This is a genomic window from Vibrio sp. CB1-5 (genome assembly GCF_059412285.1).
This window is the reverse complement of the sequence record NZ_JBJHPB010000010.1, coordinates 57,936-70,759: the sequence shown is the minus strand read 5'-3', so window position 1 is coordinate 70,759 and position 12,824 is coordinate 57,936. Positions and strand designations below refer to the sequence as shown.

Sequence of the window (12,824 nt, the reverse complement as noted above, 5' to 3'; positions counted from 1 at the left end):
CCTAGTGCTGACAGTAATCGATGTGGTCACCCATTTCGATCAACTTGTCTAGAATGCGCTCTCCATCGGCACGTAACCCATTGTGTTCATACTCGTTGGTGATCCAAGCTTTCGAATTTGGGATTTTAGCGAGTGTTTCGCGGCTGATGTCCATCTCAACAAACATATCGTCAGCGTAGACGGCGCAACTGACAGGGACGCGGTTGTTTGCCAATACTTCAGCATCGTAGAGTGGGCCCCAATCGTCTTTTTCTGCCAGTTGGTCGGCGGCTTTCTTGAGGGGCTTTAAGCATTCGTATTGCTCAAACATCCAAGGGAACACCATCTCCCCAGTAAAGTAGAAGACGTCGTCACCCTGTTGGTAATTAAACTCGTCGTGCTGTTGCCTAACGCGATCAGCGGACCAACTCGATGCAAAGCCTTGGCAATAAATAGACTCATGCAACAGCGCATAAATAGGATTGGTTTGAAAGGCCTGTTGCATCAGCATTTCATTCAAGAATTCATAACGTAATGTTGGTTTTCCATTCACTTCAATGAACGCATTTTCAAGAGAGTAATAGGTAGGAAGGAAGGTATCGCTGACACCAAAATTGATCCCAATTTGTTGAAATTGTTCCACAGTGAAAGCTTGCCCATTCGGTAAAGTCACTTCGTTTGTCGCTAGGTGGTTAGCAATTTTTTTGCATAACGATTGTGCATGTGGGAACTGATTGAAAAATTCTTGGTTTTTCTCTTTAGTACGCTTGAACGTGGCTGTATAGACATCATCAGGATGTCTTTCTATTGAGGGCACGCCGCCTGTTATGTAGGCACGGCTGAGACTATTTGGAAACAGCGATAGATAGGTCAGAGAGCAAAAACCGCCAAAGCTCTGCCCCAAAATAGCCCATTGTGTGACTCCAAAAGCCTGACGAATAAATTCTGCATCACGAACAATATTATCGGCTCGGAAATGACTTAGGTAGTCAGCTTGCTCATCTGGAGAAAGATGCGCCAAGGTTTGGTGACTAATCACACTGCTGTTGCCTGTGCCGCGCTGGTCAAGAAGCAGTACGCGATAGTCCTGTAGAGCGCGTTTTAGCCAGCCGCTGTTACCATTGGGGCGTGGAGATGGAAAACCAGGGCCGCCTTGAAAAAAGACTAACCAAGGCTTTTCAGCATTGTCCTTGGCGAGAGTGACTTCTCTCGCGAAGATCTGCAACGAACCTTTTATTGGGTCTTGGTAGTCGAGAGGAACCGAAAAATAATGAGGGGTAAATTTTAAACCACCATCAATAAAAGCAGGGGAGGTGTGGGTCATATTCAAGCATCCGTGAAGAATAACAGTACATTTAACAATAGAATCGACGCGCTGTTACTCTGACAGCGCTCGCTGAACTTAGCGGTTTTGATGTAAAAACGCCACCGTTTAGTACCAATTATCTGGGTACTCAAAAGCAAAAAACGCACCAAATGGTGCGTTTTTAATCTCGGGCTAAGGCTAGTTAGTTTTTGTTCGCCCAATGGCAGTTAACCATCCGTCATACAGAGTCTCACGTTTTTCGCGTTCTAATTCAGGACTAAAGATCCGCTCGATCTCCTTTTTATCAGCGAGCTCCTCTTGGCTGTTCCAATACCCAACGGCGAGTCCGGCAAGCATGGCTGCACCGAGCGCCGTCGACTCGCGAACCATTGGACGAACCACTTTGCTACCCATGATGTCGGATTGAAATTGCATCAAGAAATCATTGGCCACAGCGCCGCCATCGACTCGTATTTGATTGAGTTTGATGCCGGAGTCTTCTTCCATCGCAAGCAACACATCTTTGCTTTGATAAGCGATCGCTTCCAGTGCCGCGCGAATAATGTGATTGCGATTGGTGCCTCGGGTTAAACCAACTAAGCTGCCTCGAGCATGAGGATCCCAATAAGGTGCGCCCAGCCCAACAAATGCAGGTACTAAATACACACCGTTTGAGCTGTCCACTTGCTGAGCGAAATACGCTGTGTCTTTGGCATCACGAATCAATCCTAACTCGTCTCGTAGCCACTGAATCGTAGCCCCGCCCATAAATACGCTGCCTTCAAGGGCGTAGGTGACTTCGTCGCCGATTTGGTAGCCCACTGTAGTGAGTAGGCCATGCTGAGATTTAACTGGCTTGCTACCCGTGTTCATCAGCAAAAAGCAGCCCGTGCCATAGGTATTCTTTACCATGCCTTTCTTCACGCATTGCTGGCCAAACAGCGCGGCTTGTTGATCCCCGGCGATACCACTGATGGCAATAGCATGGTTGCCGCCACCTATTTGAGTATGGCCGTAGATTTCGCTCGATGACTTCACGTTTGGCAACATGGTTCGAGGAATATCAAATAGCTCGAGTAGTTCTTCATCCCACTCTAGGGTGTGAATGTTGAATAGCATAGTTCTGGAGGCGTTACTCACGTCAGTCACATGGGATTTACCGTGGGTGAGTTTCCAAACGAGCCATGTGTCTACCGTACCGAAGAGTAATTCATCGTTATCGGCTTTTTCGCGCGCGCCTTCTACATTGTCCAGTATCCACGCCACTTTTGATGCAGAGAAATATGCATCCATCACTAAACCCGTTTTATCTTGAATCATTTGCTCGTGGCCATTGGCTTTGAGTTTGTCGCAGTAATCGGCGGTACGGCGGCACTGCCAAACGATAGCGTTGTAAATGGGCTGTCCGGAGTTTTTATCCCAGACGATAGTGGTTTCTCTTTGATTGGTAATACCAATTGCGGAGACTTGATCACTGCCGATGTCTGCTTGGGCGAGGGCTTCGGTCAGAGATGAGCGTTGCGTTGCCCAAATTTCCATGGGGTCATGCTCAACCCAGCCTGGTTGCGGGTATATCTGGGTGAATTCCCGTTGAGAAGTCGTGATGATATTAGCGTCATGATCAAAGACGATCGCTCGTGAGCTGGTGGTACCTTGGTCGAGAGCAATGATGACTTTTTTGTTATTCATAGAGTGTCCGTCTATCGATGAGTGTTAATGAGAGCATCTGTTCGTTTTCGACCATTGGCCGAAAGCGATGCTGGTAGCATCAAGTGATGATAATAGTGTTGTTGTTAATAATATTCAAAGCAGGGCATAGAATGTGTGAGCAAAGTGATAGAAATGAACAATTTTAACATTTTGCTATCGAAAGGCTCGCAATGTTCGTTTTCGCGCATTATATTGTTCGTATGTGCTCATTAAAATGACGAGATAAACGGAGGCAAGTGGGAATGGGTGACACGAACAACAATTACGATGTGATAGTTATCGGCGGCGGTATCAATGGTGTGGCTGTGGCGTCCGATGCGGCAGGAAGAGGTTTGAATGTGGCGTTGGTCGAGATGAATGATCTTGCTTCGGCGACGTCATCGGCGAGCAGCAAACTCATTCACGGTGGCCTAAGATATCTCGAGCATTACGAGTTTCGTTTAGTGTCAGAAGCGTTAGCAGAACGAGAAGTGCTGTTAAAAAATGCCCCCCATTTAGTTGCTCCTTTGCGCTTCCAGTTGCCTCATCGTCCTCACTTACGTCCAGCTTGGATGATACGTGCTGGACTTTTCCTTTATGACCATTTGGGAAAACGCGTATCGTTGCTTGGCAGCAAAGGCGTTAAATTTGCTGGTGATGAAAGTCCGCTGTTACCAGAGATGAAAATCGGCTTTGAGTACTCTGACTGTGCGGTTGATGATGCACGTTTGGTTGTCGCTAACGCTATGCTGGCAAAGGAAAAAGGTGCGTCGATATTGACGCAAACTAAATGCACCGGAGCGCGCAGATTGGCAGACGGCTGGCTAGTTGAAACAAGCAATGCCCTAACCGGAGAAACTCAGTCCTTACGAGCTAAAGCCTTGGTTAACGCAGCCGGCCCTTGGGTTGATCGCTTTTTTGATGACCAACTGGCTTTACCATCCCCAAGAAGCATCCGATTGGTCAAAGGGAGTCACATTGTCGTTCCCCGCATGTACCAAGGCGACCACGCCTACATTTTGCAAAACGAGGACAAGCGCATTGTTTTCGTTATCCCTTATATGGATAAATACTCCGTAGTCGGTACCACGGATGTGGATTATCAAGGCGACCCGAGTAAGGTGGCAATTGATGGCAGTGAAAAGGACTATTTGTGCGAGATAGTGAACCAACACTTTAAAACAAAAATCAGTAAACAAGACATAGTGTCGGATTGGTCGGGTGTAAGGCCGCTGTGTGAAGATGAATCAGATGATCCGCAAGCCGTAACGCGTGATTACACGATAGAGCTTGACGATGAGCTTGATGATGCACCGTTGCTATCAATTTTTGGCGGTAAGCTCACTACATATCGAAAGCTTGGACAAGCGGCGGTCGATAAGTTGGTGCCATTCTTCCCGCATATGGGGTCGCCTTGGACAAAAGAGGCGATACTGCCGGGGGGAAACTTCTCTACCAGAGAAGCTCTAGCGAAAAAAACCGCGAAGCGTTATCCGTGGCTTGATGCTGATCTTATCAACCGCTGGGTAAGGGCTTACGGTACAAGCTTGGAGAAAATTGTTGCTGGGGCTTCGGAATATGAAGCGCTTGGTGACCATTTTGGTCATGGGCTCTATCAAGCAGAAGTCGATTATCTGATGCAAAATGAGTGGGCAACCAGCTGCGATGATGTGCTGTGGCGAAGAACTAAGCTAGGACTGGAGTTCTCAGAGCTGCAAACTGAGAAGCTCGCAGCGTACATGGCAAGACGTCTATCTGCGCGAAGGCTTTCCATGCTCAAATATGCTGGAGAGTAAACAGAGAGCGCGCCAAGGCGCGCTTTTTTTGGTTAGCGCTTTCGCAAGCTAACCATAGAACTGAGGCGATAAAAAATGAGCGAGCCAAGTAGTAGTGAACAGCCAAGAATTTTGTTAAACGGCATAGGCTCGTGATAGATCATCATGCTCAAAATCAGCGTCCAAATGGGCTCCAATAGCATCAGCAGTGCTGCGTTGGTTGGATTGGCTAGCTTCTGGCCCGTGGTCTGCATTAAGTAGCGCAAGCTTGTCGCTAGCACGACACTAAGCGCAAACCACTTCCAAGTCGTTGTCGAAATTTCGCTTGGCCAAGTCTCGGTAAAGTAGGACAGGATAAGACCGAGCACACCAGTAGAAAATAGTTGCAACGTAGCAAGTAGGATCGGTGAGAGCCGAACTGAGTACTTACTGTTGAAGTTAAAATGCACCGCAAGACCGATGGCGGAAACTAAAAACCACAGTTGGCTGGCATCAAATGTCCAGCTGCCTTTCCATGATAATAAGAACAAACCAACCATGGCGATAGGTAGTGACAGCCAGAACGCGCGGATAGGCTTGGTTTTGAATAACACCCACGCCACGATCGGTACGATGAGCATAGAAAGGCTCATGATAAACGCGCCTTCACCCAACGTATCACTAATAGAAATTGCATAAATCCAGCTAAAAATGGCACAGCCTAAAAATCCACCCACGCTGAGGGCTCGTAAGCAATCGGCGAGCGGAGCCGCTTTAAGCGCTTTTAGACAAAATGGCAGTAGTAATAGCGACGCAAAAAGAAAGCGCAACCCAATAAAGCCAAAAGGTGGCAATCCGGCAATGGCTTCTTTAGAGAATACCCAACCGGCACCAGCAAGCAATGTAGTGAAAACTAAAATTAATTCAGCGCGATAGTTCAAAATCGTATGATCTTTATGTTTTTTGTTTATTCTGCGCCAAAACACGAGTATTAGCCACATGAATATTGGGGACAAGCTCGGTTTGTTGTCGAATGCTGTAAGAATTATGAAATGCGGCTATATTCATAGATGAAGATAAATAAAAATTAGACTTAACGTACCGCACATGTTGGCTAGAGGTGTTTATGACTTTCGCAACGTACAGCAATGACTCGTTGACCGTAATTGAGGTTGAGTCTGCTAGGTTTGACGCCAAACTGGTCACTAAGTTTCGTGATTTTATTGATGATATGCCAGAGACAGGCGATAAGCCCATTTTGTTCGACTTGACCCATGTGAGTTTTATGGACAGTAGTGCCCTTGGGGTACTGATGGCATTTAAGAACAACCACCATCAATCGGACATTTCTGTCGTCACAGAAAGTGCACCGGTATTGCAGCTTTTCAAAGTGACCAAAGTCGATCAAATCGTTAAGGTATACAGTGATTTAGAACAAGCTATTTTAGCTGGTTAGCTTTATACGCTTAAAAACAACGCATATCGCTCATACAACTTTCTGTTTTTGTTGACGACTCTCGCTGAGTCATACACACTTAGTGTCAACAATTCGTGACACTTTCTACAGGAACATAAAGTGCGTTTAGAAGTCCTTTGCGAAGACAGACTTGGGTTAACTCGAGAGCTGTTAGATATCTTGGCATCCAATAGTATCGACTTACGTGGTATCGAAATCGATATTACGGGCATCATTTACCTCAATTGCCCAGATATAGACTTTGAAACTTTTCGCGACTTGATGGCCGAAATTCGCCGTATTTCCGGCGTAAAAGACGTACGAAAAATTCAATTTATGCCTAGTGAGCGACACAACACCGAGCTGGTGTCTTTGCTGACTAATTTGCCATATCCAGTACTTTCCATTGATCTCAAAGGCGCCATCGATATGGCGAATCATGCGGCGCTCAAACTACTTGCAAAGAGTGAAGACGAAGCAATGGGCCAGCTTATCTCCCACTTATTGCCAAGCTTTAACTTTGCCAAATGGATCGAAGGCGATATCACTAGACAAAAACAAGCGATTGTCATCGACGGCTTAGATTACACCATGGAGATCTTGCCGGTTTACATTACTGGTGAGTCGAATGAAACAGTGCTCGCTAGTGCTGTAATGAGTATTCACCCTACTACTCACGCCATGACAACAGAGTCGTTAGCAGACAGTAACACATTAGGCTTTGAACACTTTGTTGGTCTCTCAAATCGTCACAAAGCACTAATGAGCCAAGCGAAAAAGCTTGCCATGCTTGATCAGCCACTTCTTATTGAAGGAGAGACGGGTACGGGTAAAGAGATGCTAGCGAAAGCATGTCACAACCGCTCTCATCGCGCTTCTCAACCATTTTTGGTACTCAGCTGTGCCTCAATGCCGGATGATGTGGCGGAAACGGAGCTATTTGGTCATGCACCTGGCTCGTTTAATCATCAACACGGCCACAAAGGCATTTTTGAGCAGGCCAATGGTGGCACTGTGTTACTTGATGAAATTGGCGAGATGAGTCCGCACCTACAAATCAAGCTACTGCGATTTTTGCAAGACGGTACTTTCCGCCGTGTCGGTGAAGAGCACGAAGTACACGTCGATGTTCGAATCATTGCTTCAACTCGCCACAACTTAGCGGATTTGGCAGAGCAGGGCGCATTTAGGGAAGATCTTTATTATCGACTTAATGTGCTGACGTTGACGATACCGCCGCTTAGAGAGCGCGCGAGCGACATTGCCCCGTTGCTTGAACTGTTCGTTGCCAAACATAGCGCCAAACTGGGTATTAGCAAACCAGAAGCTGACGATGAACTGTTGGATGCGCTAAGCAATTATCCTTGGCCTGGCAACATGAGACAGCTTGATAATATGGTGCTGCGCGCACTCACCCAAGTAAGTGGCACAAGACTGAAGTTAGAAGACTTCAACTTACCGAAACTGGAAGCGGTAAGTACAGGAAACGTGAATCTAAACATTGATGGCTCGTTGGATGACATTATGAAAGATTACGAGTCTAAGGTTCTCGAAAAGCTTTATCAGTCGTTCCCATCTAGCCGTAAACTTGCCAACCGATTGAATGTTTCTCACACCTCAATTGCTAATAAGCTACGCGATTACAACATCAGGAAGAATTAATGGAAGACAGAAGCTCAGCGGTGCAGTTGCATCGCTGTGAGGGCAATGTGCTGGTTCGAAGTTCAGCGCCTTCAGATGCTTACACCGTGGCTCAGTATTTCCGTGATAATCGTGAGTTCTTAGAACCATGGGAGCCAAAGCGTGAACTTGGCTTCTTCCAAGTTGATACTTGGGCGAATAAGCTGCTCAAACTGGAAGAGTTGCACCGATTAGGTTTGGCTTATTATTGTCTGGTATTTGATGCAGACACCAAAGAAATGAAGGGGACGGTTTCGTTTAGCAATTTAGTTCGCTTTCCCTTCCATTCATGCAATTTAGGCTACTCTCTGGCTCAAGATGCACAAGGGCAAGGGTACATGCGCCGCGCCTTGTCTATGGCCATCCCTTACATGTTTGAGTTTCAAAATATGCATCGCATAGCTGCCAGCTACATGCCTCACAATAAGCGCAGTGAAGCCGTGTTGCAGCATATGGGGTTTGAGCGAGAAGGGTTTGCTAAAGATTACTTGCTGATTAATGGCAAGTGGGAAGATCATATCCTGACGGCGCTTCACAATCCAAACTGGAAGGAATCATGATCAATAGATTAGAGCAGCAACTGAACTTATTGATGGAGTTAGACAGGTTGAAATCTGTCTTGCGCCGTACCCGTATTCGAAGTGCAGAAAGCCGTTTTGAAAACAGCGCTGAGCACAGCTGGCATGTCGCCATGATGGCACTGCTGTTTCAAGAACATGCCAATGAGCCAGTGGATATAACAAAAGTCATTAAGATGCTACTTTTGCACGATATTGTCGAAATTGATGCGGGTGATACCTTTGTCTACGATGTCCAAGCATCTCAGCTGCAAGAGCAAAAAGAGCTTGAAGCGGCTGAGCGTTTGTTTGGCATGCTACCTGAGGATCAAGGTGAAGAGCTGTTTACTATTTGGCGTGAGTTTGAACAAGCTGAATCTTCGGAAGCCAAGTTCGCTAAAGCGCTAGATAGACTAATACCGATGTTGCTTAACTATCACAATCAGGGACAAAGTTGGATTGAGAACAAAGTAACGGAGACTCAAGCGATTCAGGTGAATCAAAAGATAGAAAAAGGTTCACAAGTGCTTTGGGATAAAGCAAAATCGCTCATTGAAGAAGCCGTTGAAAATGGCTGGTTAAAGAATTAGGAAACTGAATGTCGTACACAACTTTGGATGAATACCAAAGAAAATGGATTTTTACTCATCAATCAATGCCAGTACCAGAAGTTGATTGGCCGCAAATCAAACCGATGACGCAAGCGCGTGCAGCGCAGTTTTGGAAAGAAAACATCAGCGCTCAAAGCCCAGATGCTGAACGTTTGAGCAGCCAAGATTGGCCGATGAAAGACAATAACTGGTGGGATGAAGTTGATTGGATGCAGGCGTGGGAAGCGGATGAAAATGATTTGCCCGAGGCGGTAGAGCAGTTCATTGATTGGCAAGATGACGTTACCGTGTACTTCTGCTACGAGAAGTACAACGTAATTGAAACGAAATGGTCGACCTTTAAACGTTATTGGAAAAACTTTCTATTTTACGATGACGGTCCAATCCTGCTAGGCCGACGCCGCTCTGAAGCGTTATGGTTCTCAACCAACGGCACCGTGAAACTCGGCAAGCGCAAGTAAGATGTTCTATTAAAAACAGCAGCCATCGGCTGCTGTTTTTGCAAACAAAGTTTATTCACAAGGTGGAGCAAGGTGAATCAGTGCTAAACCGCCTTGAGAGGTTTCACGATACTTCTTATTCATATCTTTACCCGTCTGGTACATGGTATCAATGACTTTGTCGAGAGAGATTAAGCACTTGCTAGTACGCTTAAGCGCCATACGTGAAGCGTTAATCGCTTTCATAGCGCCCATGGCGTTGCGTTCAATGCATGGGACTTGAACTAAACCACCGATAGGGTCACAAGTCATACCCAGCGAGTGCTCCATGGCGATTTCTGCTGCGATACACATCTGTTCGTTACTGCCACCGCGAAGGGCTGTTAGACCTGCTGCTGCCATTGACGAAGACACACCGACTTCCCCCTGACAACCCACTTCTGCACCAGAGATAGAGGCATTGGTTTTGTACAAGATGCCAATAGCACCAGACACAGCAAGGAAATCTTTAAGCTGTTTGGTGTCGAGCTCTTTGATGAATCTGTGGTAGTACATCAGAACCGCTGGGATGACGCCGGCAGCGCCGTTAGTCGGAGAGGTAACTACCTGACCACCTGCCGCGTTCTCTTCGCTGACAGCAAAGGCGAACAAGTTAATCCAATCCATGATTTCCATTGGATCGTTTTCTATTGCGGCGTTCGCTTCGAGCTTCTTAAGAAGATTAGGTGCGCGGCGTGTGACGTTTAGACCACCGTCTAAAATACCTTCTGTTTCAAAGCCACGTTCCATACAGCGTGTCATTACACGCCAAATTTGTTCCGTTTTTGCGTTTATATCTTCGATGTCTTTAAACGCGAGTTCGTTACGAAGCACCATACCGCCAAGACTCATGCCGCTCTTCTCGGCAAGCGCTAACATTTCATCTGCGTTGGTGAATGGATACTCAACGCTGACTTCTTGCTCGTCTTTGCCATGTTGTAGCTCATATTCCGTTGCGATGAAACCGCCACCGATTGAGTAATAAGTTTCGAAACCAACACGATTACCTTCGCTATCAAACGCGGAGATCGTCATGCCGTTTTCATGGAGAGGGAGATTTTCTTCATGAAACAGCATGTCGGTTTTGTAGTTGAATCCGATGTTGTGCGTACCAGCGAGAGGCAGTGTGCCATCATTAATGGCTTTCTTCATGGCTTGGTTAGCACTTGAAATCTTGATAGTGTCCGGTTTGTTGCCAAGTAGGCCAAGGATAGTGGCTCGATCAGTATGGTGACCAATGCCCGTTAAAGAGAGCGAACCATAAAGGTCGATTTGAACTCTTTGAACGTTATCGAGTAGAGCCGCAATTAATGTAGTAAACTGATAACCAGCGATCATTGGACCATTCGTGTGCGAGCTCGAAGGGCCGACGCCAACTTTGTAGATGTCGAATATAGAAAGCATGTTTACTTCTCTTCACTTAGTCTTGTTATGTCTCTGCGCTAAGGCAGATTATCTTTATATTATATTGGAGTCTGACACAGTTGACGAAGAAATGTGGTCTGTTTTGCCAGTAACGTGAGAGTAATTGCTTGGCTGCTGGGTTCTATCTGTTAGTTTATGCTACTTGTTTATTAATGGCGGGAGGTTTGAAAAACCTAACTGGTCGGAGCTTATATCTCTGACGAATTTACCTATCTTTCTTATAGGCAAAACTTATTTTCTTTTTATCTAGCACGCTGTTAACATTGCGTCCGCTAAACAATTGCCCCATTGTCTAAGGAAAAAAGATGGTAATACCTGAAAACAGTAGCATCGTGATTTTTGGTGCTTCAGGCGACCTTACGTACCGTAAGTTGATCCCTGCTCTTTACCATTTGTACGCTAGCGACCAGCTACCAAAATCATTTGCTATTCTTGGTGTCAGCCGTACTCAGTACAGTGATGAGTCTTATCGCGAGAAGTTGAAAACTTCTTTGCAAGAGATGGAAAAGACCGAGCCAGAAACGCTCGACGCATTTTGTAACCATCTTCATTATCAAGCGATTGATACCTCAGATACTCAAGACTACGCGAAACTCGCAACCCGCCTTGATGACGTTGCTAACCAATACGGTTTTGAACAACGTAACACGCTATTCTATTTGGCGACGCCGCCAAGCCTTTACAGCATTATCCCAGCGAGCTTAGCTGCTCACGGCCTTAATGATGAAAGCCAAGGCTGGAAACGCCTCATTATCGAAAAGCCATTTGGCTATGACTTAGCGTCTGCACGTAAACTCGACAAAGAGATCCACGAGCACTTCCAAGAGCACCAAATCTATCGTATCGACCACTACCTTGGTAAAGAAACAGTTCAGAACCTACTTGTTCTGCGTTTCTCAAATGCGATGTTTGAACCGCTTTGGAACCACCAGTATGTCGACTACGTCGAAATCACTGGCGCGGAATTCCTCGGTGTTGAAGAGCGTGGTGGCTATTACGATGGCTCTGGCGCGGTGCGCGATATGTTCCAAAACCACTTGCTACAAGTACTAGCAATGGTAGGTATGGAATCTCCGGCACAAATTAATGCTGACGCGATCCGTAACGAAGTGGTTAAAGTGCTGCAATGTCTGCGTCCGCTATCTGATGACGATTTGCGAAACAACCTTGTATTGGGTCAATACACAGAATCAAACGTTCGCGGACAATTCCTGCCAAGCTATCGTGATGAACATGGCGTAGCGGATGACTCGCGTACGGAAACCTACGTTGGTTTGAAGATGTTTATCGACAACTGGCGTTGGAATGGCGTGCCTTTTTATGTGCGCACAGGTAAACGTTTGCCAACACGTGTGACTGAAGTTGTGATTCACTTTAAACAAACGCCGCACCCGGTGTTTGGTAAAGATGCACCAGAAAACAAACTGATCATTCGTATTCAGCCGGATGAAGGCATTCAAATGAGCTTTGGCTTAAAAGAGCCGGGTGCTGGTTTTAATGCAAAAGAAGTGAAGATGAACTTCCACTATGCTTCGCTACAAGAGACGCAAATGCTAACGGCCTATGAGCGCCTTCTTCTTGATGCGTTAAATGGTGATGCGACGCTCTTTGCCCGCAGCGACGCGGTTGAAGCGTGTTGGGAGTTCGTACAACCGATTCTGGACTTCAAGCAAGATCCACAAGCGCTATTTGGCTATGCATGTGGTACTTGGGGGCCAAAAGAGTGTGATCAGCTGCTTCAAAACGACGGTCGCGCATGGCGCTTCCCTTGTAAGAACCTGACAGACACAGATTACTGCGAACTGTAATCAAAAAATTATGTCGCGCTGGGAGAGCTGCACAACTTGGCGCGACCAAAAATTTCAAAGCAGCAAGTTAAGTTGCCGAA

The 12,824-nt window shown here is 46.3% G+C and carries 11 protein-coding genes; 7 read left to right on the top strand and 4 right to left on the bottom strand.

The window, feature by feature from the left end:
- Nucleotide 1: 1 nt before the first annotated feature.
- Both ACJB0T_RS09705 and glpK read right to left on the bottom strand, forming a co-directional pair.
- The gene (locus ACJB0T_RS09705; protein WP_479290555.1) at nt 2-1,303 is read right to left on the bottom strand and encodes an alpha/beta fold hydrolase; all 1,302 of its coding nucleotides are present in this window, start codon (nt 1,301-1,303) and stop codon (nt 2-4) included.
- 180 nt (nt 1,304-1,483) lie between these two features.
- Complete coding sequence (gene glpK / locus ACJB0T_RS09700) at nt 1,484-2,974, bottom strand: glycerol kinase GlpK (protein ID WP_479290553.1); 1,491 nt, start codon at nt 2,972-2,974, stop codon at nt 1,484-1,486.
- A gap of 263 nt (nt 2,975-3,237) precedes the next feature.
- Between glpK and glpD the strand changes: the two genes are divergently transcribed.
- Nucleotides 3,238-4,770 (top strand): glycerol-3-phosphate dehydrogenase, encoded by a 1,533-nt coding sequence (gene glpD / locus ACJB0T_RS09695; RefSeq protein ID WP_479290551.1) that lies wholly within the window; start codon nt 3,238-3,240, stop codon nt 4,768-4,770.
- A gap of 32 nt (nt 4,771-4,802) precedes the next feature.
- Here the strand turns inward: glpD and ACJB0T_RS09690 are convergent, their stop codons facing one another.
- On the bottom strand, nt 4,803-5,669 hold the full coding sequence (locus ACJB0T_RS09690) for a DMT family transporter (protein WP_479290550.1): 867 nt from the start codon (nt 5,667-5,669) through the stop codon (nt 4,803-4,805).
- Nucleotides 5,670-5,854: 185 nt separating this feature from the next.
- On the opposite strand from ACJB0T_RS09690, the gene ACJB0T_RS09685 reads away from it, so the two are divergent.
- The 5 genes from ACJB0T_RS09685 to ACJB0T_RS09665 all read left to right on the top strand — a co-directional run bounded on the left by ACJB0T_RS09685 (nt 5,855) and on the right by ACJB0T_RS09665 (nt 9,493).
- The gene (locus ACJB0T_RS09685; RefSeq protein WP_479290548.1) at nt 5,855-6,184 is read left to right on the top strand and encodes an STAS domain-containing protein; all 330 of its coding nucleotides are present in this window, start codon (nt 5,855-5,857) and stop codon (nt 6,182-6,184) included.
- A 120-nt stretch (nt 6,185-6,304) separates the two neighbouring features.
- Entirely contained in the window at nt 6,305-7,846 is a 1,542-nt protein-coding gene (gene tyrR / locus ACJB0T_RS09680; protein WP_479290546.1) for a transcriptional regulator TyrR, read from the top strand.
- Nucleotides 7,846-8,424, top strand: coding sequence for a ribosomal protein S5-alanine N-acetyltransferase (gene rimJ, locus ACJB0T_RS09675; RefSeq protein WP_479290544.1), 579 nt, complete (start codon nt 7,846-7,848; stop codon nt 8,422-8,424). The genes tyrR and rimJ overlap by 1 nt, the downstream gene beginning before the upstream one ends.
- Complete coding sequence (locus ACJB0T_RS09670) at nt 8,424-9,011, top strand: HD domain-containing protein (RefSeq protein WP_479292275.1); 588 nt, start codon at nt 8,424-8,426, stop codon at nt 9,009-9,011. The genes rimJ and ACJB0T_RS09670 overlap by 1 nt, the downstream gene beginning before the upstream one ends.
- Nucleotides 9,012-9,019: 8 nt before the next feature.
- Nucleotides 9,020-9,493, top strand: coding sequence for a DUF2947 domain-containing protein (locus tag ACJB0T_RS09665; RefSeq protein ID WP_479290542.1), 474 nt, complete (start codon nt 9,020-9,022; stop codon nt 9,491-9,493).
- A gap of 51 nt (nt 9,494-9,544) precedes the next feature.
- Here the strand turns inward: ACJB0T_RS09665 and ACJB0T_RS09660 are convergent, their stop codons facing one another.
- Nucleotides 9,545-10,915, bottom strand: a complete 1,371-nt coding sequence (locus tag ACJB0T_RS09660; RefSeq protein ID WP_479290540.1) for an L-serine ammonia-lyase — start codon at nt 10,913-10,915, stop codon at nt 9,545-9,547.
- A gap of 326 nt (nt 10,916-11,241) precedes the next feature.
- On the opposite strand from ACJB0T_RS09660, the gene zwf reads away from it, so the two are divergent.
- The gene (zwf, locus tag ACJB0T_RS09655) at nt 11,242-12,744 is read left to right on the top strand and encodes a glucose-6-phosphate dehydrogenase (RefSeq protein ID WP_112461063.1); all 1,503 of its coding nucleotides are present in this window, start codon (nt 11,242-11,244) and stop codon (nt 12,742-12,744) included.
- Nucleotides 12,745-12,824 lie beyond the last annotated feature (80 nt).

What these genes read in the sequence shown, in the direction of transcription:
- glpD (WP_479290551.1), top strand. Translation starts at nt 3,238, where the DNA reads ATGGGTGACACGAACAACAATTACGATGTGATAGTTATCGGCGGCGGT.
- glpK (WP_479290553.1), bottom strand. Translation starts at nt 2,974, where the DNA reads ATGAATAACAAAAAAGTCATCATTGCTCTCGACCAAGGTACCACCAGC.
- ACJB0T_RS09685 (WP_479290548.1), top strand. Translation starts at nt 5,855, where the DNA reads ATGACTTTCGCAACGTACAGCAATGACTCGTTGACCGTAATTGAGGTT.
- ACJB0T_RS09705 (WP_479290555.1), bottom strand. Translation starts at nt 1,303, where the DNA reads ATGACCCACACCTCCCCTGCTTTTATTGATGGTGGTTTAAAATTTACC.
- zwf (WP_112461063.1), top strand. Translation starts at nt 11,242, where the DNA reads ATGGTAATACCTGAAAACAGTAGCATCGTGATTTTTGGTGCTTCAGGC.
- rimJ (WP_479290544.1), top strand. Translation starts at nt 7,846, where the DNA reads ATGGAAGACAGAAGCTCAGCGGTGCAGTTGCATCGCTGTGAGGGCAAT.
- ACJB0T_RS09660 (WP_479290540.1), bottom strand. Translation starts at nt 10,915, where the DNA reads ATGCTTTCTATATTCGACATCTACAAAGTTGGCGTCGGCCCTTCGAGC.
- ACJB0T_RS09665 (WP_479290542.1), top strand. Translation starts at nt 9,020, where the DNA reads ATGTCGTACACAACTTTGGATGAATACCAAAGAAAATGGATTTTTACT.